25 protein-coding genes are annotated in these 22,760 nt (G+C 65.3%); 8 read left to right on the top strand and 17 right to left on the bottom strand.

What is annotated here, in order from left to right:
• Window positions 1-13 precede the first annotated feature (13 nt).
• The 3 genes from HMPREF2791_RS02785 to HMPREF2791_RS02795 are packed head-to-tail and all read left to right on the top strand — an operon-like array spanning window position 14 to window position 2,580.
• Window positions 14-886, top strand: coding sequence for a glutamate ABC transporter substrate-binding protein (locus tag HMPREF2791_RS02785; protein ID WP_070474221.1), 873 nt, complete (start codon window positions 14-16; stop codon window positions 884-886).
• Between the two features lie 51 nt (window positions 887-937).
• Window positions 938-1,624 (top strand): glutamate ABC transporter permease GluC, encoded by a 687-nt coding sequence (gene gluC, locus HMPREF2791_RS02790; protein WP_070474218.1) that lies wholly within the window; start codon window positions 938-940, stop codon window positions 1,622-1,624.
• Window positions 1,624-2,580, top strand: coding sequence for an amino acid ABC transporter permease (locus HMPREF2791_RS02795; RefSeq protein WP_070474215.1), 957 nt, complete (start codon window positions 1,624-1,626; stop codon window positions 2,578-2,580). Before gluC ends, HMPREF2791_RS02795 begins: the two co-directional genes overlap by 1 nt.
• Here the strand turns inward: HMPREF2791_RS02795 and HMPREF2791_RS02800 are convergent.
• The 5 genes from HMPREF2791_RS02800 to HMPREF2791_RS02820 form a co-directional block, all read right to left on the bottom strand.
• Window positions 2,577-3,728: an aminotransferase class I/II-fold pyridoxal phosphate-dependent enzyme gene (locus HMPREF2791_RS02800; RefSeq protein ID WP_070844284.1), complete on the bottom strand. Its 1,152-nt coding sequence runs from the start codon at window positions 3,726-3,728 to the stop codon at window positions 2,577-2,579. The genes HMPREF2791_RS02795 and HMPREF2791_RS02800 overlap by 4 nt on opposite strands.
• Entirely contained in the window at window positions 3,725-4,441 is a 717-nt protein-coding gene (locus HMPREF2791_RS02805; protein ID WP_070844286.1) for a 6-carboxyhexanoate--CoA ligase, read from the bottom strand. Before HMPREF2791_RS02805 ends, HMPREF2791_RS02800 begins: the two co-directional genes overlap by 4 nt.
• A gap of 47 nt (window positions 4,442-4,488) precedes the next feature.
• Window positions 4,489-5,070, bottom strand: a complete 582-nt coding sequence (recX, locus tag HMPREF2791_RS02810) for a recombination regulator RecX (RefSeq protein WP_070844288.1) — start codon at window positions 5,068-5,070, stop codon at window positions 4,489-4,491.
• Window positions 5,071-6,198, bottom strand: coding sequence for a recombinase RecA (gene recA / locus HMPREF2791_RS02815; protein ID WP_070844290.1), 1,128 nt, complete (start codon window positions 6,196-6,198; stop codon window positions 5,071-5,073). It lies immediately after the preceding gene.
• Window positions 6,199-6,428: 230 nt separating this feature from the next.
• Window positions 6,429-6,644, bottom strand: a complete 216-nt coding sequence (locus tag HMPREF2791_RS02820) for a DUF3046 domain-containing protein (protein WP_070474202.1) — start codon at window positions 6,642-6,644, stop codon at window positions 6,429-6,431.
• A gap of 43 nt (window positions 6,645-6,687) precedes the next feature.
• On the opposite strand from HMPREF2791_RS02820, the gene HMPREF2791_RS02825 reads away from it, so the two are divergent.
• From HMPREF2791_RS02825 to HMPREF2791_RS02835, 3 genes are read left to right on the top strand one after another with little or no spacing between them, the layout of a single operon-like run.
• Window positions 6,688-7,254, top strand: a complete 567-nt coding sequence (locus HMPREF2791_RS02825) for a biotin transporter BioY (protein WP_070844292.1) — start codon at window positions 6,688-6,690, stop codon at window positions 7,252-7,254.
• Between the two features lie 5 nt (window positions 7,255-7,259).
• Window positions 7,260-7,949: an energy-coupling factor ABC transporter ATP-binding protein gene (locus HMPREF2791_RS02830; protein WP_070844294.1), complete on the top strand. Its 690-nt coding sequence runs from the start codon at window positions 7,260-7,262 to the stop codon at window positions 7,947-7,949.
• A complete protein-coding gene (locus HMPREF2791_RS02835; RefSeq protein WP_168168284.1) occupies window positions 7,949-8,551 on the top strand; it encodes an energy-coupling factor transporter transmembrane component T family protein in 603 nt (200 codons plus the stop codon). The genes HMPREF2791_RS02830 and HMPREF2791_RS02835 overlap by 1 nt, the downstream gene beginning before the upstream one ends.
• A 219-nt stretch (window positions 8,552-8,770) precedes the next feature.
• Here HMPREF2791_RS02835 and HMPREF2791_RS02840 read toward each other — a convergent pair whose 3' ends face one another.
• The 4 genes from HMPREF2791_RS02840 to pgsA form a co-directional block, all read right to left on the bottom strand.
• Window positions 8,771-9,625: a PspA/IM30 family protein gene (locus tag HMPREF2791_RS02840; protein WP_070474194.1), complete on the bottom strand. Its 855-nt coding sequence runs from the start codon at window positions 9,623-9,625 to the stop codon at window positions 8,771-8,773.
• 71 nt (window positions 9,626-9,696) lie between these two features.
• On the bottom strand, window positions 9,697-10,059 hold the full coding sequence (locus HMPREF2791_RS02845; RefSeq protein WP_070844297.1) for a helix-turn-helix domain-containing protein: 363 nt from the start codon (window positions 10,057-10,059) through the stop codon (window positions 9,697-9,699).
• Between the two features lie 23 nt (window positions 10,060-10,082).
• A complete protein-coding gene (locus HMPREF2791_RS02850; RefSeq protein WP_070474190.1) occupies window positions 10,083-10,622 on the bottom strand; it encodes a CinA family protein in 540 nt (179 codons plus the stop codon).
• Complete coding sequence (gene pgsA, locus HMPREF2791_RS02855) at window positions 10,619-11,179, bottom strand: CDP-diacylglycerol--glycerol-3-phosphate 3-phosphatidyltransferase (RefSeq protein ID WP_070844299.1); 561 nt, start codon at window positions 11,177-11,179, stop codon at window positions 10,619-10,621. The genes HMPREF2791_RS02850 and pgsA overlap by 4 nt, the downstream gene beginning before the upstream one ends.
• A 28-nt stretch (window positions 11,180-11,207) precedes the next feature.
• Here pgsA and HMPREF2791_RS02860 point away from each other — a divergent pair, with 28 nt between their 5' ends.
• A complete protein-coding gene (locus HMPREF2791_RS02860) occupies window positions 11,208-11,492 on the top strand; it encodes a YciI family protein (RefSeq protein ID WP_070844351.1) in 285 nt (94 codons plus the stop codon).
• Window positions 11,493-11,497: 5 nt separating this feature from the next.
• On the opposite strand, the gene HMPREF2791_RS02865 is transcribed toward HMPREF2791_RS02860, so the two are convergent.
• From HMPREF2791_RS02865 to dapB, 8 genes are all read right to left on the bottom strand, one after another.
• The gene (locus tag HMPREF2791_RS02865; RefSeq protein WP_070844301.1) at window positions 11,498-12,673 is read right to left on the bottom strand and encodes a TerC family protein; all 1,176 of its coding nucleotides are present in this window, start codon (window positions 12,671-12,673) and stop codon (window positions 11,498-11,500) included.
• 414 nt (window positions 12,674-13,087) lie between these two features.
• Window positions 13,088-16,189, bottom strand: coding sequence for a DNA translocase FtsK (locus tag HMPREF2791_RS02870; protein WP_070844303.1), 3,102 nt, complete (start codon window positions 16,187-16,189; stop codon window positions 13,088-13,090).
• A 67-nt stretch (window positions 16,190-16,256) separates the two neighbouring features.
• Window positions 16,257-16,883 (bottom strand): TIGR03085 family metal-binding protein, encoded by a 627-nt coding sequence (locus tag HMPREF2791_RS02875; RefSeq protein ID WP_070844305.1) that lies wholly within the window; start codon window positions 16,881-16,883, stop codon window positions 16,257-16,259.
• Window positions 16,884-16,893: 10 nt separating this feature from the next.
• Window positions 16,894-17,343, bottom strand: a complete 450-nt coding sequence (locus HMPREF2791_RS02880; RefSeq protein WP_141764894.1) for a hypothetical protein — start codon at window positions 17,341-17,343, stop codon at window positions 16,894-16,896.
• 215 nt (window positions 17,344-17,558) lie between these two features.
• Window positions 17,559-19,673 (bottom strand): ribonuclease J, encoded by a 2,115-nt coding sequence (locus HMPREF2791_RS02885; protein WP_070844309.1) that lies wholly within the window; start codon window positions 19,671-19,673, stop codon window positions 17,559-17,561.
• 2 nt (window positions 19,674-19,675) lie between these two features.
• Window positions 19,676-20,584, bottom strand: coding sequence for a 4-hydroxy-tetrahydrodipicolinate synthase (gene dapA, locus HMPREF2791_RS02890; RefSeq protein ID WP_070474173.1), 909 nt, complete (start codon window positions 20,582-20,584; stop codon window positions 19,676-19,678).
• 36 nt (window positions 20,585-20,620) lie between these two features.
• Window positions 20,621-21,253: an FAD-dependent thymidylate synthase gene (locus tag HMPREF2791_RS02895; protein ID WP_070474172.1), complete on the bottom strand. Its 633-nt coding sequence runs from the start codon at window positions 21,251-21,253 to the stop codon at window positions 20,621-20,623.
• Window positions 21,254-21,997 carry a 4-hydroxy-tetrahydrodipicolinate reductase gene (gene dapB, locus HMPREF2791_RS02900; RefSeq protein WP_070474170.1) on the bottom strand — a complete coding sequence of 248 codons (744 nt, stop codon included), beginning with the start codon at window positions 21,995-21,997 and terminating at the stop codon, window positions 21,254-21,256.
• A 55-nt stretch (window positions 21,998-22,052) separates the two neighbouring features.
• Between dapB and HMPREF2791_RS02905 the strand changes: the two genes are divergently transcribed.
• Complete coding sequence (locus HMPREF2791_RS02905) at window positions 22,053-22,751, top strand: AMIN-like domain-containing (lipo)protein (RefSeq protein ID WP_141741336.1); 699 nt, start codon at window positions 22,053-22,055, stop codon at window positions 22,749-22,751.
• Window positions 22,752-22,760: the final 9 nt, after the last annotated feature.

Raw genomic sequence — 22,760 nt, forward strand, 5'->3', positions numbered from 1 at the left:
AAGGAGACCCACAATGAAGCGCTCTACCCGCATCGCATCGTCCGCCGCCGCTGTCTTGCTCGCGGCTACTACCCTCGCAGCCTGCGGCGGTGATGAGACCTCCACAGATAGCGGCCTGCTCGGCCAGATCGAGGCCGGCAACGTCACTCTCGGCACCAAGTACGACCAGCCGGGCCTCGGCCTGCGCGAGGCCGACGGTTCCATGACCGGCTTGGACGTGGATGTGATCACCTACGTGGTCAATCACATCGCCGACGACAACGGCTGGAAGCACCCGGAGATCACCTGGCGCGAGACCCCGTCCGCACAGCGCGAGACCGTCCTGCAAAACGGCGAGGTCGCGGCGATCGCGGCGACCTACTCCATCAACAAGTCCCGCTCCGAAGCCGTGGACTTCGGTGGCCCGTACCTGCTCACCCACCAGGCGCTGCTCGTGCGTTCCGACGACGCGCAGATCACTGGCCTGGAGTCTCTCGACGGACGCATCCTGTGCTCCGTGACCGGCTCCACCCCGGCGCAGAAGGTCAAGGACACCCTCCCGGGCGTGCAACTGCAGGAGTACGACACCTACTCCTCCTGCGTTGAGGCACTGCGCAACGGCAATGTCGACGCGTTGACCACCGACGCGACCATCCTTGGCGGCTACTCCGCCCAGTCCCCGGGCGACTTCAAGGTCGTCGAGCTGAAGAAGGATGGCGAGGAGTTCACCAACGAGCACTACGGCGTCGGTCTGAAGAAGGAGGACCCGGGCGCGCTCGAGGCCGTGAACAAGGCACTCGATGCCCTGTACGAGGACGGCTCCTTTGACAAGTTCGTCGACGAGAACCTCGACGGCGGCCAGGGCGTGGAGAAGGACAACGTCGGCGACCTCTCCTTCGTCGAGTAACGCCCGCTCCGCCTCTTCCTATTCAGTTTTCACCGTTGGGAGTTTCCCGCTATGGATGCAATGTGGGCCGATCTCGCGCCCAAGCTGTGGCCAGCGTTCTGGACCACCATCAAGCTGACGTTCTACTCAGCGATCGGGTCGATGATCCTGGGTACGATTCTCACCGCCATGCGGGTCTCCCCCGTCGGTATCTTGCGGAGCATTTCGTCGTTCTACATCAACACCGTGCGAAATACCCCGCTCACCCTCGTGGTGCTGTTCTGCTCCTTCGGGCTGTACCAGAACCTGGGCCTGGAACTCGCCAGCCGCGAGTCCCAAACCTTCCTAGCGGACCAGAACTTCCGGCTGGCCATCTTGGGGTTTGTCCTCTACACCTCGTGCTTCGTGGCCGAGTCTCTGCGAAGCGGCATCAACACCGTGCACTTCGGCCAGGCTGAAGCGGCGCGCTCGCTGGGCTTGAGCTTCGGGCAGATCTTCTCCCTGATCATCTTCCCCCAGGCGCTGCGCGCGGCGATCGTGCCGCTGGGCAACACGTTAATCGCGCTGACGAAGAACACGACAATCGCGTCCGTCATCGGCGTGGCCGAGGCGTCGCTTTTGATGAAGTCCACCATCGAGTTCCACGCCAACCAGCTCTTCGCGGTGTTCGGCATCTTCGCGCTCGGATTCATCATGCTGACCCTGCCCATGGGCCTGCTCGTCGGCTGGCTCTCTAACCGTTTGGCGGTGAAACGATAATGTCTTCTTCCGTTCGAGCCACGGTGCTTTACGACGCCCCAGGGCCTAACGCCGTCCGCCGAAACTACATCTATACCGCGCTGACCGTCGTCGTGGTCGTGCTCGCCGGCTGCTGGGTGCTGGACAACCTCGCGGCCAACGGCCAGCTGGAGGCGCGCCGCTGGAACCCGTTCTTGCAGGGCAACACCTGGACCACCTACATCCTGCCGGGCCTGTGGGGCACGATTAAGGCAGCTGTGGTCTCCATCCTGTTCGCCATCGTCTTTGGCGTGGTCTTCGGCCTTGGCAGGCTCGCGCCCAGCAAGCTCGTGCGGGGCATATGCGCTGTCGTCGTCGAATGCTTCCGCGCCATCCCGGTGCTGTTGCTGATGATTTTCCTGTACCAGGTGCTGGCCGTCTACCGGCTGGTCCCGCCGAAGGACCTCGCCTTCTGGGCCGTAGTGATCGCGCTGACGCTGTACAACGGCTCGGTCATCGCGGAGATCCTGCGCGCCGGCATCAAGGCGCTGCCCCGCGGACAGACCGAAGCAGCCCAGGCGTTGGGGCTGAGCCACTGGCAGACCATGGGCCGGATTTTGCTGCCGCAGTCGGTCGCGGCGATGCTGCCGGCGCTGATCTCCCAGATGGTCATCGCACTGAAGGACTCCGCGCTCGGCTACCAGATCGGTTACGTGGAAGTGGTCCGCTCCGGCACCCAGGTCGCATCCGCCAACCAGAACTACCTGCCGTCGTTGATCGTGGTGGCCATCATCATGATCCTGATCAACTACGGCCTGACCATGCTGGCAACGCGTGTGGAGCGCCAGCTGCGCGCCGGACGCGCCCGCCGCAACCCGTTTGCCAAGGTGCCCACCGCCGGCAAGAACGTCGGCCTGGACACCAAGGACACGGTGAACGTGGATTGGCAGGCGCCGGACTACACCCAGATTGATAACCCGGTGGAAAAGCGCTTCTAGCGCACCTGCCTCAGTGCCTGCGCAAGCCCGTCGATCTGTTCGTCGGTGTGGGTGGCCATCACCGTCACCCGCAGCATCGCCGCACCACGCGGGACGGTCGGCCAGCGAATGGCGGGCACGAAGTACCCGGCCTCCCGGAGTCTGGCGGACGCGTTCACCGCGCGCGTTTCATCGCCGATGGGCACCGGGATGATCGGGCTGGCCCACTCGTCCATTCCGAGCTGGCGTGTCAAGCGACGGATGTTCCGGTGCAGCGCAGGCACCGGACTCTCCTCGCCCTCGAGCTCGACGATGGCCGCTGACACCGCCGCGCACGTGGCCGGTGTGGACGAGGTGGAATAGACGAAGGTGCGGGCCTTCTGCCGCAGGAGTTTTGCCACGGGAGCGGAGGCAACCACTGCCCCGCCCTCTGCTCCGAGCGCTTTGGATGAGGTGGCGACGAGGATGTCCGGATGGTCGTCGACAAGCGAAAAGTGCTCTGTAATGCCGCGGCCCGTGGCGCCGAGGGTGCCGGTGCCGTGCGCGTCGTCGGCCATGAGGGCGGCGCCGTGGGCGCGGCAAACGGCCAAAAGTTCGGGGACGGGCGCGAGGGTGCCGTCCATGGAAAACAGCCCGTCGGTGACCACAATCGCTTCTCCGGAATGCCCTCGCAACAGCTCGTCGACGTGCGCCGGGTCGCGGTGCCGGTACACGCGCACCGTGGCACCTTGGGCCTTGGCCAGGCGGCAGCCGTCGATGATGCTGGCGTGGTTGCGCTCGTCCGAGACGATGAGTGTGCCCGGGCCGGCGAGCGCCTGCAGCACGCCAGTATTCGCCATGAACCCGGCGGAGAAAAACACCGCGTCCTCGTAGTCGAGGAAGCGGGCGAAGTCGCGCTCAAGTTGGGCGTGCAGGTCCGTGGTGCCGGTGGTCAGGCGCGATCCGCCGGAGCCCACGCCGAAACGGTTGAGCGCGTTGGCGGCTGCTTTGTTCACGGCGGGGTGTTCGGCCAGCCCCAGGTAGTTCGAGGAGCTGAACAGGACGTACTCGTCGCCGTCGATGGTCGCTACCGGAGTCTGGCCAGTGCTAAAGATTGCGGGGGTGCGCTCGAGGCCTTGGCTGCGCCAGGTGGCGCGCTGTTGCTCGGCAGCGTTGTCGAGCCAGCTCATTTGGCCTCCTCGACCAGCACGGGGGTGTGTTCGAGGTAATCGATCAGGCCCGCGGGGTTGTCAGTGTTCACCACGAACAGGCGCCCGCCCATGTGGGAGCCGGCCGGCTTCATGTTGGGCACGCGAAGGTAGCCCAGCTTCCTGGAGGCCACGTAGCCGGTGGTGTAATCCGGATCGTCGGAGATGCACACCTCGGCGAGCACAGACGGGTGGTGCGCCACCTTGGAAGCCAATACGAGCGCATCGGTGACACGGGTCTTGCCGGAGCGTGCTTCGGGACGCTCCCCCGTTGCGTCGGCGGCATCCATGGAGGTCACCCGCACGCCGCGGGCGTTGTCTGGTTCGAGACGTGCACCGGTTTCCGCATGGAACAGGATCGCGCCGCGCATGTCGCGCACGCCGGTGAGCATCTCCCATGCGTCTGCGGCGTGCGGGGTCAGAGGGGCCAGGGCCTCGATGACAGTGTCGCGGGCCTGTGCCGGGTCTGCGCAGCACGCCTCCGTGATAGGCAACGCCGGGATATGTGCGACATCGCCGTCGATGGCGTTCACGGTCACGGTGATCGAGTCCGGTTGCCCCTTGCTGTGTGCGAGTGCGCGCGTGCTCATAGCGGCGCACACGTTGGGGACCTCGCGCTCCTCCACGATGCGCTCGGCGCCGGAGATGTGGGAGCCGAGCGCGCTGGAGCGCATCTTCACGCTGAACAATGCCATGCGGACAAGTCTAGGAGACCGTCTTGAACACCGTTCAGTGTTTCGGTCTATTCCTCACACTCGGCGATGCGCGTGTCCAGCTCCTCGCGTGCGATACGCAGCGCCATGCCCTGGTTGAAGCCGCGCCGGGCCAACGCGCCCACGACGCGGCGCAGGTGCTTGTCGTACTCGGCGCGGTCTGCCGGGGCCGCTTTGACCTTCCGCGCGGACTTCTCCGCAACCGCGCGGGCCGTGTGCTCCTCGTCCTCGTCCGAGATCTGCTCCAAGGCCGCGGCGCGGTCCGCTCCCCCGACGCCCTTGTCGCGCAGCTCCATATCCAGAGCGCGGGCGGACTTGCCGCGGCGGGCGGCGCGCTGGCGCACCCACTCGTGGGCAAACTGGGCGTCGTTGATGAGGCCGGAGCCAGCGAGGTCGTCAAGGACTTCGTCCACAAGCTGCGGCTCGAACTCGGCCTTGATCAGCCGCTCGCGCAGCTCCGCGCGGGAGCGCGCTCGCTGGTCCAGCAGGCCAAGGGCCCGTTTGCGCACGGGCGCCAGGGCCTCCTCATGCGTCCGGTCGAAAAGACCGGTGCCCGGCTCGTAGGCGTCAAGCGCCGCCTGGAGCCGGGCAACCTTGTCCGCGTCCGCCAACTACTTCTCCGCCGTTGCCGGTGCAGCCGCGTCATCCTCGTCATCGAAGTCGATGTTCGGCACCATATCCACCGGCTCGTCCGTCAGCTCATCGGACGCGTTGGCGTACTTACCCACTCCGAGTGCGCGGAAGATCTTGTCCTCAATCTCGTCGGCCAGGTCCGGGTTCTCCTTGAGGAAGGTGCGGGCCTTTTCCTTGCCCTGCCCCAGCTGGTCGCCCTCGTAGGTGAACCAGGAGCCGGACTTCTTCACAATGCCGTTCTCCACGCCCATGTCGATAATCGAGCTCTCGCGCGAGATGCCCTCGCCGTACATGATGTCGAACTCGGCGATCTTGAACGGCGGGGAAACCTTGTTCTTCACCACCTTCATCTTGGTGCGGTTACCAATGGAGTCCTGGCCGTCCTTCAACGTCTGAATTCGGCGCACGTCGCAGCGCACGGACGCGTAGAACTTCAGCGCCTTACCGCCGGTGGTGGTCTCCGGGGAACCGAACATCACGCCGATCTTCTCGCGCAGCTGGTTAATGAAGATGGCGGTAGTGCCGGAGTTATACAGCGCACCGGTCATCTTGCGCAGTGCCTGGGACATCAGACGGGCCTGTAGGCCGACATGGCTGTCGCCCATCTCGCCTTCGATCTCCGCCTTCGGGGTCAGTGCCGCCACCGAGTCAATCACGATGATGTCGATCGCTCCCGAACGCACCAGCATGTCCGCGATCTCGAGCGCCTGCTCGCCGGTGTCCGGCTGGGAGACCAGCAGGTTGTCGGTGTCCACTCCGAGTTTGCGTGCGTAATCCGGATCAAGCGCGTGCTCCGCGTCAATAAACGCCGCAATACCGCCAGCGCGCTGCGCCTCCGCGATCGCGTGCAGCGCCACAGTGGTCTTACCGGAAGACTCCGGGCCGTAGATCTCCACAATGCGCCCGCGTGGCCAACCGCCAATGCCGAGCGCGACATCGATGGCCGTGTTGCCGGAGGAAATGGACTGGATCGGCGGGCGGTTCTCGTCGCCCAGGCGCATCACCGCGCCCTTGCCGTAGTCCTTCTCAATCATTGCCAGCGCTGCATCGAGCGCATTCTTGCGGTCATTGCCGGCCGAAGCCGTGGACTTCTTCTTCGTTGCCATGTGGTGTTTCTACCTCCAAGTATTCGGCGGCGCTGGGCGCGTCGCGTGCACAGTTTCTTAGTTAGACGTATCGCCATACCGCTTCGGTTCCCTCGAACACAAAGAAATTTTTCCCAAGCGGAAACACGGCACACTGTAGAACGCGACGGCGACACGCCAGAGACTACACGCAAACGTGTTCGAAATTCAACGACACGCCGGCACAGCGGAGTCGTCGATAAGCAACCTCCCTACGTGCCCGGGCGGTCGATGCCGAGGCGGCGCTCCTCCGGGACATCGAACGCGTCGCACAGCCCCTGCCACGCATCGCGCGGATCCACACCGGCATCGATGAGCTGCGCAGACGTCTGCTCAAACCCGGGCAACACCTGGGTCTGGATGATCCACTGCGCGCGCTCCGAGCCGAATTCGTCCTGCACAAGCTGGTGAAACTCCGTCAAACGCATGCGCCCGACAGTACACGTCAGCTGCCGCGGTACACTCCCGCGCATGAAGAAAAACTCTACGGCGCAGGACATTGCGCTAATCGCTGTCTTCGCCGCCATCATCATCGTGCTGGGCTTCGTGTCCATCCCCGTCGGCGCGGCAGGCGTGCCCATCGTGCTGCAAAACGCCGCCGTCATCCTCGCCGGCCTCGTGCTGGGGTGGCGCCGCGGTTTCTCTGCCGCCGCGATCTTCCTGCTGGTGGGCCTGGCACTGCCGGTGCTCGCGGGCGGCCGCACGGTGATCTCCGCGATTGGCGGGACGACCGTCGGGTACCTCGGCGGTTACCTCGTTTCCGCCGCCGTCGCCGGTGCGGTCGCGTACACCGCACCGTTCCGCTCGAACAAAGCGGCGAGCGTCGGCATCCTCATTCTCGCCGGCTACCTGGGCCTGTTTTTCCAGTACCTCTGCGGCGTGTTCGGCCTGATGTGGCGCGCTGACATGAGCTTCGGCGCGGCATGGGCGGCGCAGGTGCCGTTCCTGCTGCCGGATGCCGGCAAGGTCGCGCTCATGATCGCCATCGCGTTCGCGGTGCACCAGGCGTTCCCGGATCTTCGCGGGGCCCGCAAGTAAGCGCCATGCCCCTCATCGAGTTCCGCGGCGCCGCCGTCACGTATGACGACGAGCAGATCCTCGCGCCGCTCACCGTGAGCCTGTCGGAGCAGCGCATCGGCATCATCGGCTCCAACGGCTCCGGCAAATCCACCACCGTGCGCCTAATCAACGGCCTCATCGAGCCGACATCAGGGCAAGTGCTTTACGACGGGCTCACGCCCGACAAACGCGGCAAAGACATCCGCAAACGCGTCGGATTTGTCTTCTCCGACGCTGAATCCCAAATTGTCATGCCGCGCGTTTCCGACGACGTAGCGTTTTCCCTGCGCCGCTTCAAGCTGCCGCGCGAGGAGGTCAAACGCCGCGTGGCAGAGGTGCTCGAGCGCTTCGAGCTCGCCGACCGCGCCGAGAACTCCCCGCACACCCTCTCCGGCGGCGAGAAGCAGATGCTGGCGCTCGCGTCCGTGCTGGTGATCGAGCCCGACACGATCATCGCCGACGAGCCCACCACCCTGCTGGACCTGCGCAACCGCCGCCGCATCGTGCGCGAGCTGATGTCGCTGGACCAGCAACTGATCGTGGTCACCCACGACCTGGAGATGCTGCGCGGCTTCGACCGTGTGCTGGTCATCGACGACGGCGCCTTGGCCTACGACGGCACACCTGATGACGCCATCGCCTTCTACACCGACCTGATGGACTCAAAGCCGTGATCCGCGAACTCCCCTTAGGCGTCTACATCCCCGGCGACACGTGGCTGCACCGCCTAGGCGCGGCGCTGAAGTTCGTGCTGCTGGTTGTTTTCATCATCGCCGTCACTGCCCTGCCGACCCAGCCGTGGCACTCCTTGATCGCGCTCGGGTTTGTGTTTGTGCTCTACGTGTGGGCGAGCATCCCCGCGCGCGTGGCGTGGAGACAGCTCGTGCCGCTGCTGCCCGTGCTGCTGTTTCTGGGCGTGTTCATGGTGTGGCAAAACGGTGTGCAATCCGCGCTGACGCTTTTGCTCGGACTGCTTGCCACCATTGCTGCGGCGAACCTGCTCACCCTGACCACCCCGGTAGAGGAGCTGCTGTCAGCCCTGGACCGTGCTTTGGCCCCGTTCGGCCGCACCGGGGAGTTGATCTCCCTGACCATCGCGCTGACCATCCGTCTCATTCCGTTGACCCTCGCCACCGCCAACGAGGTCCTCGAGGCGCGCAAAGCCCGCGGCGTCGGTTTCTCGATTACCGCGTTCGGTATTCCGCTGGTCATCCGGTCTGTGCGCCGCGCCAAGATGATGGGCGAAGCGCTCATGGCCCGCGGAGCCGTGGATTAGCTGCACCGCCACCCTCCCCTCTTCCAAATCCAGCTACAAAGACCCAGCTATTCGGTCCCGAGAGGCGGATAGCTGGATCCTTCCAGCTGGAAACGCCGGGGAATAGTGATGGAGAAGCCGCTCTTACACTCTGCTGTAGAACGACGTTCCGCCCGGCCCCTCACCTGAGGGACCGGGCGGAAGGCGTTTATCAGGCGTACGCGGTGACTGACTACGCGCTTACTCCCCGCGCAGCTCGCGCATGCGCTGCGCGACAGCGTCGTCGGAGACATCGCCGCTGACCGGGTTCGAAGCACCAGCGGCACCACCCTGGGCGGAGTTGCCCTGCTCAATAGCTTGCTTGTTGCCGGAGGTCAGCTCCCCTGCCATCTCAGCGCGCAGCTGCTCCAGGCGGCCGTGGCCCGCCATCTGGATACCTGCCTGCTCCACCTCAGCCATGCGGCCTTCGATGGAGTTCTGCGCCAGCTCGGCGGCACCCAGAGCGTTGGCGTAGCGGCGCTCGATCTTGTCGCGCACCTGGTCCAGGTTCGGGCCGGAGGCGGTAATGGAGTTCATGGACTGCATGGTCTCCGAGACCTTCTCCTGCATCTTCGCCTGCTCCAGCTGGGACAGCAGCTTGGAACGCTCCGCCACCTGTTGCTGCAGGTGCGCGGCGTTGCGCTCGACGGCCTGCTTCGCCTGCGCCGCCTGCTGCAGCGCCTGGTCGTGAAGCTGCTTCGTGTCCTCGACACCCGACTCGGCGGTAACCAACTGGGCCGCGAAAGCCTCGGCGGCATTTTCGTACTCCTGCGCCTTCTGGGCGTTGCCCTCGCCGCGTGCCTTGTCGGCGAGCTGGAGTGCCTGGCGTGCGTTCGCCTGCAGCTTCTCGACGTCCTCCAAGCGACGGTTGAGCTGCATCTCCAGCTGGCGCTGGTTGCCAATCACGGCAGCCGCCTGCTGGGACAGAGCCTGGTGCTGACGCTGCGCGTCGTTAATGGCCTGCTCGATCTGGACCTTCGGGTCTGCGTTTTCTTCGATCTTGTTGTCGAAGAGCGCCATCAGGTAGTTCCAGAACTTGGTAAAGGGATTCGCCATGGTTAAAGCACCGTGACCTTTCTGTCAGTAGATTGCGTTAAACGCCAACCACTGTAGTCGCGGATTCCCGGCTACGCTTCCGCTGCGGCCGGTGTGGTGCGCTCAAGCTCCTCGGTGAACGAGTGCAGCGACATGTTCGCCACAGCCTCCAGCAAAACCTCGGAGACCGTCGTGCCCAGTGCGTCGCACAGGGAGGCCAAAAGCTCGGAGGAAACTTCCTTGCGGCCACGCTCCAGCTCGGAGATGTAGCCGGAGGACACGCGAGCTTCCTTCGCCAGCGCACGCAGCGTCACGCCCTTGTCCGCGCGGAACGCGCGTAGCGACATGCCAAGTGCCTCACGGAACAGTGGCTCGCGGGACGAAGCGGGGGCGGCCTCGGCCGGCGCAAGCGGCAAGTCAACCGGGGTGTCGTAGAGCAAAGTAGTAGTGGTCATCAATCCCTCCAACGACTCGCGGTTTAGTTTTGTTCCCGCACGCCCGTCAGCGCACCGACCAGCGCGGCCTCCACCGCCAGGCGGCGGACCTCATTGCGCTGCCCCGACAACACACGCACCGGCACCGCAGCTCCCGGCATGATCGCGTACTGGCCAACCGAAGGCTCAAGCAGCTCCGCCGCCTGCGACGAGGCGGTCCACTTCGGCCCGGCCAGCCCGATCCATACGGTGCCGGCGGGCACGCCGTCTTGGGCGTCGGGGCCTGCAACACCGGTCAGCGCCACCGCCCAGTCGGCCCCGCACACGCGCCGCGCCCCGCGCGCCATCTCGCGTGCGACGGCCGCGGACACGACGCCTTCGCGCTCGATCAGGTCCGCCGGCACGTCCGCGAGCGCCGTCTTCAGCTCCGGTGAGTACGTGACCAGCCCGCCGACCAACACATCCGAGGCACCGGGCACATTAGCCAACGTCGACGAAGCGAGACCGGCAGTGAGCGATTCGCAAAAGGCGATGGTCTGGCGGCGGGCGCGGAGCTCGTCGATAAGCAATTGCGCAGTAGTCACTTGTTCACCTTCCCTGCATCAACCAAGTACTGCACGCCCGTGACCACAGTGACCGCGACCGCAAGCAACATCACCACGAAGGTCGGGGTGTCCATCCACGCAGGCAGCGGGCACAGGTACAGCCCCACGGCAAGTGTTTGCAGCGCGGTCTTGAGCTTGCCGCCCTTCGACGCCGGCACCACCTTGCCGCGGCGCAGCATCACCATGCGCCACACCGTAATGCCCAGCTCACGCGCCACAATGACCACCGTCACCCACACCGGCAGCGTGCTGGCGACATTCAGAGTGACCAGCGCGGTGGTCATCAGCGCCTTGTCCGCGATCGGGTCGGCGATTTTGCCGAAGTCCGTGACCAGCCCGCGGGCGCGCGCGATGTCGCCGTCGAGCTTGTCCGTGATCATGAGCGCAACGAACAACCCAAACGCCCACCACCAACGCTCAGACAGCACCAGCCAGGCAAAAACGGGAATGAACAGGATCCTCAGTGAGGTCAAAATGTTCGGGAGGTTCCAATTCGACTGCTTGTCGGGTTGCATCACAGCCTCCACCATACCCATGCTGCGCCGCGCTCCTAGACTGCCCTACATGAAGTATTTCGCAGCCACGTACACCTACGGCGAGCAAAAGCTTGTCGACGACACTCGCCCCGCCCACCGCGAATTCATCTCCTCCCAGCTGTCGCTGGGCCGGATCGTCGGCTCCGGGCCGCTCGCTGGCGCCGAGCAGGCCCTGATCATCCTGCAGCTGCCGGATACCGCCACCGAGGCCGACGCGGCGGCCATCCTAGACGGCGACCCCTACACCGTCGCAGGGGCCCTAGCCGCCCGCGAGATCCGGGAGTGGAACCCGGTGATGAATATCTTCGCCTAGCTGACTTAGCCCTTGCGGCCGCCCCGGGCAACATCGAGGTGGTCCGTGTCGCGCGAACCTGTCGCGGTGTGGTCGCCCTTGCCGGACGTAGCCGGATCGTCGATCCACTCGATGTGGTGGCCTTCGCGGTCCACCTTGCGACGGTTGCCGTGATCGTCGTAATCGATGTGGTACTTGCCCTCCTCCGGATCCCGGCGGCCGGCCTTCACGTCGGCACGGTCCTTGATCACCGAGGCAATCGCGGTGATCGCGAGCACGCCGACGATGACCAGCAGCGAGGCGACAGTGCCGACCTCCGGCACGTTCAGACCCTCGCCGCCGTTGATGAACGACAGGTTGTTCTCGTGCAGCGCGTGCAACAGCAGCTTCACGCCGATGAAGCCAAGCACCACCGCGAGGCCGTACGGCAGGTATACCAGGCGGTCGAGCAGGCCGTTGAGCAGGAAGTAGAGCTGGCGCAGGCCCAGCAGCGCGAACGCGTTGGCGGTGAACACGAGGAAGGATTCCTGGGTGATGCCATAGATCGCCGGGATGGAGTCGAAGGCGAACATCACGTCGATAAACCCGATCGACAGCAGGGCGACGAACAGCGGCGTGACAGCCTTCTTTCCGGCCTGAGTCCTCGAAACGAGACGGTCGGAGTGGTACGACTTGGTTACCGGGATGACCTTGCGCAGCGTCTTCACCACGAGCATGTCGTTCGGGTCCGGATCGTCCTGGTCGGTCACCTCCTCGTACACCAGCTTGATGGCGGTGTAGATGAGGAACGCGGCGAAGATGTAGAACACGTCCGACCACGCCTCGATGATCACCGCGCCGAGCAGGATGAACACGAGGCGGCAGATCAGCGCGATCACGATGCCGATGAGCAGCACCTTTTGCTGGTACGCGCGCGGGATCTTGAACGAGCTCATGATCAGCGCGAAGACGAACAGGTTGTCCACCGACAGCGACAGCTCAGTGATGTAGCCGGTGAAGAACTGCACGGCGTGCTCGGAGTCCCACAGCCACCAGACCAGCCCGCCGAACAGGCACGCCATGGACATGTAGAACAGGGCCCAACCGCCAGATTCCTTCATCGTCGGCTCGTGCGGAGTGCGCACGTGCGAGACGAAATCGAAGATGAAAAACCCCAGGATCACCGCAGAAGTGATCAGCCAAATGTACAGGGGAACATGCATAAATAAGCCTCCGGTCAGCGTTGCAAAATAGACCGGAGGTCTCCCCCACCACTGTGGGCGGTCCGGACCGGGGCCATCGCCTTACGACGGCACCGTGCTGACGATCCTGGACACTTCCGGGGTACTCCCCTCCAAGCGCGTTACACACTACACCACGCGGCCTACACCACGCGGAGCGGTGTGCCGCCCCGCCGCCGCGCAGAGCCCTGTACCGCTCCGGGCCGCCCGCGCCTTCCGCGTAAATGCTTACCCCAGGATGCTTACTGCCCGAGGATGCTTACTTCTAAACGCTTACTTCTCGAGAGATACCGGGCCTTGGCGGGTGCACCACTCGATGGGTAAGCATCCTGGAGTAAGCATCTAGCCCCGGTAAGCATCCTGGGGTAAGCATCCCCGGCGGTTATGCATTCCCGGCTAGAACGCGCCCCCGGTCGGGTTGTACGTCGCGGTGACGGTGCGGGTGTCGGAGTCGCCGCCGGCTTCAGCTGAGTCGGAGCCGTCGGTGTCTTCGGAGGTGCCGTCGTCAAGCTGCACGTCCTTCGGGGCCTCGGCCGGGTCCGCGCCCTTGATCATCCAGATGATGGTCTCCAGCTCCTCGGGCTTGACCAGCACGTCGCGGGCCTTGGAGCCTTCGGACGGGCCGACCACGCCGCGGGATTCCATGAGGTCCATCAGGCGGCCGGCCTTGGCAAAGCCGATGCGCAGCTTGCGCTGAAGCATCGAGGTGGAGCCGAGCTGGGAGGTGACAACGAGTTCGACGGCCTCGAGGAGATCGTCCATGTCCTTGCCGATGTCGTCGTCGATGACCTTGGCCTCGGCCTGCTTGTCCTCGGTGACGCCCTCGACATAATCGGGCTCGTCCTGCTGCGCCTTCGCGGCGTCGACGACCGCCTGGATCTCCTCGTCGGAGACGAACGCGCCCTGCATGCGCTGCGGTTTGCCAGCGCCCTGCGGGATGAACAGGCCGTCGCCCATGCCGATGAGCTTCTCGGCGCCGCCCTGGTCCAGGATGACGCGGGAGTCGGTCAGCGAGGACGTCGCGAAGGCGAGTCGCGACGGCACGTTGGTCTTGATCAGGCCGGTGACCACGTCCACCGACGGACGCTGCGTCGCCAGCACCAGGTGGATGCCCGCCGCACGCGCCTTCTGTGTGATGCGCACGATGGATTCCTCAATCTCCTTCGGTGCCGTCATCATCAGGTCGGCCAGCTCGTCCACCACGCACACGATGAACGGGTACGGGCGCATCTCGCGCTCGGAGCCCGGCGGTGCGGTCAGTTCGCCGGAGCGGACCTTGCGGTTGAAGTCCTTGATGTGGCGCACGCGTGCGGACTTCATGTCCATGTAGCGCTGCTCCATCTCCTCCACCAGCCACTGCAACGCGGCCGCGGCCTTCTTCGGCTGGGTGATGATCGGCGTGATTAGGTGCGGAATGCCCTCGTACGGGGTCAGCTCCACCATCTTCGGGTCCACCAGGATCAGGCGGACTTCCTCCGGCGTCGCGCGCGTGAGCAGCGAGATCAGCATGGAGTTCACAAAGGCGGATTTACCGGATCCGGTGGAACCGGCGACCAAAAGGTGCGGCATCTTCTGGATCGAGGAGGCGATGAAGTCGCCCTCGATGTCCTTGCCCAGGCCGATGAGCATTGGGTCGTCCTGCGCGGAGACCTTCGGCGAGTCCAGCACGTCGCGTAGCCGCACCATTTCGCGGTCGGCGTTGGGCACCTCGATACCCACGGCGGATTTGCCGGGGATCGGGGTGAGCAGGCGCACGTTGTCGGTGGCCACGGCGTAGGCGAGGTTGGACTGCAGGTTGGTGATCTTGGAGACCTTCACACCCGGCCCAAGCTCCACCTCGTAGCGGGTGACTGTCGGGCCGCGGGAGAAACCGGTGACCTGGGCGTTGACCTTGAACTCTTCGAAGACGTCGGTGATCGCCTCGATCATGCGGTCGTTGGCCTCGGTGCGCGTCTTCGGCGCATTGCCCGCGAGCAGCAGGTCCGTCGACGGCAGGTTGTAGTCGCCCTGCGGGATCTTGCGCACCTGCTTCGGGGTGACCTTCTCGGTCTCCGACTTTGGGGTGGTCGCGGGGATCTTGGAGGCGTCGATGCCGCTGCGCGCCGCGATCGCCTTCGCCATCTGCTCGCGCGAGCTAGCTACTGCGTCGGGGGCAGTTGCTTCTCGACGTTCACCTTCCGGATCTTCCCGCTGCAGCACCTTCGTCTCGTTGTCGCGCTGGGCTGGCTTGGGCGTGGCAGGTTTGGGTGCCGCTGGCTTGGGTGCCGGTGCTGGTGCCGGTGCGGCCGCCGGGCGCTGGACCACGGCGGTCTCGGCGGAGGCGGCGGGCTCGGCCGCCGTCTGCTCGAGGTTGTCGTGATCCTCGACCTCGTCGGCGAAGTCGAACAGATCCAGCTCGTCGTCGCCGTCGGCCGGGTAGCTCTCCATCGGAGTCGGGCGGCGCAGCGAGGGCCGCCGCGCCGGGCGGGCCGGGCGGGTCGGGCGCTCGGTGTCGACTGTGCGGCCGCGTGAACGTCGAGAAGCTCGCTCGCGCCCCTCCGCAATGTCGTCCAGGTCGTCCGCGACGTGGCTGTACGGGTCCTGGTCCGCGTCGTCGGGCGTGTCCGTGTTGGACAGCATGCGGGTGACCAGGTCCTTGATGTAGTCGTAGGCTTCGCGCACGGTGATTCCGGTGGCCTTGAGTGCTCCGTAGAGAATCACCAGGCCAAGCAGCGGGATGGCCACGAACGAGGAGAAGCCTGCTGCGAGCACGCCACCGGTGAAGGCGCCGAATGCGCCGCCGGCGAGCTTGCGCTCTTCCCACGATGCCGGGTTGCCGGCGAAGACGTGGATCAGGCCGAGCATGCCGATCGCGATGATGGAAAAGCCCAGCGTGACACGTGCGCGCACGGCGTCTGAGGTGCGCACGTTGAGCATCAGCGCGATGGCGATGCCGACCAGGATGACCGGCAGGATCAGCGCACCTGCGCCGATGAGCCAGTGCGTGCCGGTGGAGATGACCTCCCCCACAGGGCCAGCCACGTCGAACCAGACCGAGCCACCGATAACGGCGGCCAGACCAATGAGCACTAAACCCCACGCGTCGGCGTGGGTTTCAAACGTGCTGTGGCCGCCGGAGCGACCGTCCTGACCAGGCTCGCGCCTCCGGCGTTCGCCTTTCGCGGAGCTTTCAGTGCGCTCCTCTGGCATCTCCAGATCGTCCTCCCATTCGTCGTCCCAGTCGTCGCGGCTGCGCCGGGGTCTGCGCGTAGCGGTGTCGTCATAGTCGGACTCCTGCTTGTCGCGGCGGAAGAACGACCCGACGCCGCGCGCGGCGGCGCCCAGCGAATGGCCGACGACCTTGTACGCGGACCCCACGCGTTCGTCGGCGGTTTCAGCCGCCACGTTCGACGATGTCGGCGGGTGCGTCATGGACACCGGACCGCCATAGCGGGTGCCGCCTGCAGGACGGCGCGTTGAAGACCGCGACGAGCGCGGCGCGGTGTTTTTGACAGACATGCGTGTAACTCTAACGCCTTAAGTCACATTTACACCTTACGCCACACCTGCGACGCGCAGTCAAGGGTCACATCTTGATCTCGAAGCCGTCCAACGCGTCCACGGAACCAGTCAGTTCCACCTTCGCCGCGTCACGGCCGGAAACCCACAGCAGCAACTCGCCCGGATCGCCGGCAACACGCAGAACGTTGTTGCCGCGCTCGGCCACCCCCGCCTTATCGCCGATGGTCGCGGGCGGCATGGTCGGCGGAGTCAAGATCACCGGCACCGGCGCATTGCGCAGCGTCAGTTTGCCGAAGCGCTTCGCCAGCGCGAACAACTCCTCGTTGATGACTTGGGAGAACTCACGCGGCTCCACTACTCCCCCGCCCCGGCGCACATCCTCGTGGTGGATGAAATGCTCGGACGTGTTCATCGCGGAGTTGAGCGGCTTGAGCCACACCGGCGGGCCGGCAGCCCATTCGCGCACGACGTCCTCGTACGGGCGGGCCTTTTGCTTCGCAGTCTCCTTCTCCGTGACACCGGAGAGCACATCCACGAAGATGCCGGGAGCGGCCGCCGGCTTGGACTCGCGGATGAGCAGGTGGACTGCAAGGTCCCGGGTGGTCCAGCCCTCGTTCAGCGTCGGCGCGTCAGGGCCGACTTTAAGGAGCAACTGGGCGAGGCGTTCACGTTCTTTCTGCGCAAATGACATGCGCCCAAGCCTAGCTGGAAAGGTTCACCCCGGAGCCGCTGGAAAGCTGCAGTTCCAAGTTGTTGTAGCTCCTGATCAGCGGGGCGAACTGCTCGACCTTCGGGTCGAAAGTGATCACCTCTCCGCCGCGGCCCCAGCCGAGCTTGGTTGCCTTCTTGCCGTCGAGGTAGCACTCATTGCGCCCGCCCTTGGCGTTCATGTGGCACATGACCGAGTCGCCCTCGTACGCACCCAGCACGCGCACGCCCTGCACTTTGGTGTTTCGGAAGTTCGGGTCGCCGAAGCGGATTACGTCGTAGAGCTTCCACGCGGATGCGTAGCCGGGGTCGTACGGCACCTCGGTGCCGGGCGGCAGCGGGCGGCCGCCCGTCCAGTCGACGTCATCCTGTGCGTGGGCGGTTGGTGCGAGCGTCACCGCGGCGGCAAGCAATGCCGCGGCGGTTTTCGTTGCGGTCTTCATGTGCCACATTGTGCACACCCGTCTCAGAGCTGCCTAGCACTTGTTGCGTGGTTGTTATGAAACCGTACGGTTTCCGCCTAGATCTGGGAGGACCCTGCAAAACGGTTCGACAGCCCTAGTCTTGCCTGCGCCTCCAGGTGTCGAAACGACCCGAAAACGCGTTAGCCCCCTCGGCTGCCACGGGGCGGGCCGAAGGGGCGTCGATAAGCAAATGCTTAGCGGGACTCGCGTGTGGACGCGATCTCGTCCTCGGTGGCGATGTGGTTCTCCGACGACATCGGCACCACGGTCGGCAGAATCACCGGCTGACGCTTGTAGTTCTGCTCGATCGCGCGGGAAACCTTGCGGCGGATCTGCTGCACCATGCGGAACGGATCGTTCTCGCCCTCGGCGGCCAGATCGCCCATGACGGCCTCAACGCCCTCGACGACCTTCTTGTTGAAGTCGCGGTCGTCGTCGCTGTAGCCCGTGGTGGACACCTGCGGCGCCTCCAGCAGGCGGCCGGTGCTGTCGTCGATCACGCAGGTGATCGACACAACGCCGCCGGACGCCAGCGAGGTGCGGTCTGCCAGCACGTCTGGGTCGACGTCGCCCATGGTGGTGCCGTCGACGTAGAGCTGGCCCACCTGGTACTGGCCAGCGACCTTGATGTTGCCCTTGTGCATGTCCACCACCACGCCGTTTTGAGCAAGCGCGGTGTTGTTCGGCTTCACGCCGGTGGAGATTGCCAGCTCCTTGTTGGCGCGCATGTGGCGCCACTCGCCGTGCACCGGCATCGCGTTGCGCGGGCGCGCCGCGTTGTACAGCGCGAGCAGCTCGCCGGCGTAGCCGTGGCCCGACGCGTGGACGTGCGCCTCGGCGTTGGTGATCACGTTCGCGCCGATCTGCGCGAGGTTGTTGATCACCGCGAACACCGCTTCCTCGTTGCCCGGGATGAGCGAGGAGGACAGGATGATCGTGTCACCGTCGTGGATGGTGATCTGGCGGTGTTCGCGGCGGGACATGCGCGACAGCGCAGCCATCGGCTCACCCTGGGTGCCGGTGGTGATCAGCACCGTCTTGTGCGGCGCCATCTTCGCGGCTTCCTCGATCGGGATGATCGTGCCCTTCGGGGCTTTGAGCAGGTTCATCTTCTCCGCAATCTCCATGTTGCGCAGCATGGAGCGGCCGTTGAAGGCCACCTTGCGGTTGTTGGCCACCGCGGCGTTAATCGCCATCTGCACGCGCGCCACGTTGGAGGCGAACGAGGCGATGACCACGCGCTGGCGGGCATTGGACACCAGGCGGGTCAGCGTCTCCTCGATGCCGGCTTCCGAAGCGGAGATGCCCGGGATGGTGGCGTTGGTGGAATCGCACATGAAGAGGTCGATGCCCTCGTCGCCGAGGCGGGCAAGCGCCGGGATGTCCGTCGGCTTGCCGTCGTACGGCGTCTGGTCCACCTTCACGTCGCCGGTCATCACAACGTGGCCGGCGCCGGTCTTGATGGAGACACCCAGGCACTCCGGGATGGAGTGGTTGACGTGCCAGAAGCGCAGACGGAACGGGCCGACGGTGACCTCGGAATCCTTGTTCACGTCGTTGAGCTTCGGACGCTGGCGGTGCTCCTGCGTCTTCGCCTTGATCAGCGCGTTGGTGAACTTGGACGAGTAGATCGGGATATCGCTGCGCAGCTTCAGCAGCCACGGGATCGCGCCGATGTGGTCCTCGTGGCCGTGGGTGACCACGAGTGCGTCGATCTTGTCCAGCTTGTTTTCAATCGGGCCGAAGTCCGGCAGAACCAGGTCAACGCCCGGCTCGTCGGAGTTCGGGAACAGCACGCCGCAGTCCACGATGAGGAGGCGGCCGTTGTACTCGAAGACCGTCATGTTACGGCCGATTTCAGAAATGCCGCCGAGCGCGTAGATGCGCAGCGTGTCCTTCGCTGGCTTCGGCGGCGCAGGCAGGCGCTTGGTCAGATCAGCACCCTGCATGGACTTCATGGGGTTGCGGCGACCGCCGCCCCCACCGTTGCCGCCATTGCCGCCGCGGCCACGGCGACGACGGTTGCGGTTGCTGCCGCCACGGCCGTTGCCGCCATTGCCACCGTTGCCGCCATCGCGGCCACCACGGTTGTTGCCGCCATTGCGGCCGCCGTTGTCGTCGCGGTTGCTCTTGCCGCCGTTGTTGCTGTTATTGCCGTTATTGCCACTGTCGCGCTCAGCGGGCGCGTCGTTGCCGCCGCCGTTCGCAGGAGCGTCGCTCGGCGCCTGGAAAACCGGCTGCTGTTCGTTCGCCTCCGGCGGCCCGGCCTTGCGCGTCACCTTGCGTGCGCGGTTGCGGGGTTCATTCATATTTATAGGACTCCAGCCTGTGTCATTTCTTCGCGGAGCCGCTCGACCTGCTCATCCGTCGCCGCAGCGACCGGCAGGCGCGGGTCTCCTACTTCGATGCCCTGCAGTCGCAGAGCTGCCTTTGCAAATGTCACGCCGCCCAGCGCGCCCTGTTGGCGCGCGAGCACGTTGAGTGTGTTGGCGTTGATTTCCCGTGCACGGGCGAGATCGCCGTTCTCGTATGCAGTCACTAGTTCACGCAGCGCCTTCGGTGCGGCATGCCCAACCACAGAGATCATTCCGGTCGCGCCGACGGCGAGCCACGGCAGGTTCAACGGATCATCGCCCGAGTACCAGGCCAGCCCGGTCTCCTGGATCAAGGTGGACGCTTCGAGCATGTCGCCCTTCGCGTCTTTCATTGCCTTGATCGTGTCCACTTCCGCAAGCCTGCGGATGGTGTCGGAATCGATCGGGATGCCGGAGCGGCCGGGAATGTCGTACAGGCAGATCGGAAGGTCAGTGGCCTCCGCAACTGCGCGGAAGTGCGCCTCCACCCCCGCCTGGGACGGCTTGGAGTAGTACGGCGTGACAACCAACAGGCCGTCAGCGCCGGCCTTAGCGGCCGCTTTCGCCATTGCCACCGCGTGGCGCGTGTCGTTGGACCCCGCGCCAGCGATGATGCGGGCTTTGTCCCCTACCTCTTCGCGCACTGCTTTTAAGAACGCGACCTTTTCTTCGTCGGTGGTTGTTGGGGATTCGCCCGTTGTGCCTGCGAGCACTAGTGCGTCGATTCCTTGTTCTACCAAGTGGGCAGCGAGATCGCGGCCTGCCACAACGTCGAGTTCGCCATCGGAATCAAACGGCGTGACCATTGCTACGCAGACGGAGCCGAAGATGTCGGCTCCCAGATCAGCTTTGAGAGATGTGCCCATGGCCCAGTAGGATACCTGCCTTACGCAAGCAATTGCTTATCGACGTTCCCCTTCCGCCAAATCGCCGAAAAGCAGCGGTGCCTCACGGTGCATGACCTCGAGCACGGCGAGCGCGAGCTGACGGATCTCTTCGTGCTGGAACCTGCCGTTGTGCGCGGCAATGAATTCGCGCCACGCCCGGTAGGTGCCAGTAGCGACAAGCTCGGTCGCGGCCGCTGCGGGCACGAGCGCATTGGCAGCCTCGCGCGAGCGCTTGCGCCGCACCAGCGCGTTCGGCTCGTCCGCCATCGCCTCCTCCAACGCGTGCAACAGCTCGCCGCGGACGAACTCCGCTTCCTCCACGGCGGCCTCGAACAACCGCGTGAGTTCCCCGTCTGCGGCGATCGCGGCCGGGATCACAGCGCCCTGCGCCGCGCGTTCGCTGACCGCTAGGCCGTGCCCCCGGATCGCGGCGGCCGCGTCGCGCGAGACACCCCGGATATGCAATGTGGCGCTGGCGTGCTCCAGCATGTCCGCGCGTGAATCAGCCAAGTCGTCGGCGTGTCGGCGGAGGAGGGAGGCCGGAGGTTCGTCGCTAAGCAAGGCGTAGGCAACCGCACCCTCGCCTTGAGTGACCCCCTCTGCGACCGAGGCGCGCAGTGCGGTGGCTGCGATGAGTTCAACCTGCATTTACAGCCCGAGGTAGGCGTCGAGGCCAATGGTCAGGCCAGGGCGGTTCGCCACCTCGCGCACGCCGGTGAGCACGCCGGGGACGAAGGATTCGCGGCCGTAGGAGTCCTGGCGGATGGTCAGCGACTGCTCAGTGGTGCCGAAGATGACCTCCTCGTGCGCGACCATGCCCTGCATGCGCACCGCGTGCACCGGCACGCCGTCAACGTTGGCGCCGCGGGAGCCCTCGAGCGCCTGCTCGGTGGCATCCGGCATGTCGGTCAGGCCGGCTTCCTTGCGCGCATCCGCAATCCCCTGCGCGGTCTTGACCGCCGTGCCGGAAGGCGCGTCCAGCTTGTTCGGGTGGTGGAACTCGACCACCTCAGCGGACTCGAAAAACGGCGCGGCCTGGCGGGCGAACGCCATGGTGAGCACGGCGGAGATGGCGAAGTTCGGGGCGATGAGCACGCCGACGCCCTCGTTCGCCGCGCACCAGTCGCGGACCTTCTGGTAGCGCTCGTCGTCGAAGCCGGTGGTGCCCACCACGCAGTGGATGCCGTTATTAATGCAGAACTCCAGGTTGTCCATCACCGCGTTCGGGGTGGTGAAGTCGACGATGACGTCCACGCCTTCGTCCACTAGCACCTGCAGCGAGTCTCCGGCGCTGACCTTTGCGGCGAGCTGCAGGTCATCTGCCTTTTCCACGCCGGCAACAACGGCGGATCCGACCTTGCCGGTCGCTCCGAGCACTCCAACTTTGATCATGGGTGTCCTTTCTATTTGTCTCCGCTGGCCATGGTAGCCCCGCTAGGGTGGGGCTATGACACTCCACAGCCGCAAGTTCAGCCCCACCCGCAGCCGAGCCGTATACGCAGCACTCGCAGTGGCCGCCTTGACCGTTGCGGGCTGCGGCGCAGAGACGGGTGACACCGGTTCGTCTTCTGAGCCGGAAGCCGCGTCAACCACGACCTCTGCCGCGAGTTCCACTGCACCGGCGTCCACTTCTGCGGCCGCAGAAGACACGACCGAGGCGGACACCAAGGATGTCTCCGCCGCGGCGGCCCCGGCAGGCGGACAGTCCGCTACCCCGTTCGCTCTGGAAGACACCCACCTGCAGAACCCGGGCAACCGGGAGCTGCAAATCGAAGACGTGCGGGCCGGTTCCCACGAAGGTGTCGACCGTGTCGTGGTGGAGCTATCCGGCACCGGCACGCCGAATGTGTTGGCCGGCTACACCACGGACCCGCACCAGCAGGCCTCCGGGCTTCCGCTTGTGCCCGCCGGCAACGCGTACTTCGAGCTGATCATCCAAGGTGTGCCGTGGTCGATGGGCCTGAGCGACGCGGATTTGGCCAAGGCCGACCCCGCCGGAGTGGCGGCCGGCGGCATTCAGGAGATCGCCGACGGCGGAATCTTCGAGGCGGACGCCCAGTACATCGTGGGCCTGAACGCTCAGCGCCCGTACAACCTGTACCTGCTGGAGAACCCGACCCGCGTGGTCGTGGACTTTCAGAAGTAGGAGGCAACA

The sequence above is a fragment of the Corynebacterium sp. HMSC034A01 genome (assembly GCF_001838175.1).
Taxonomy (GTDB): Bacteria; Actinomycetota; Actinomycetes; order Mycobacteriales; family Mycobacteriaceae; genus Corynebacterium.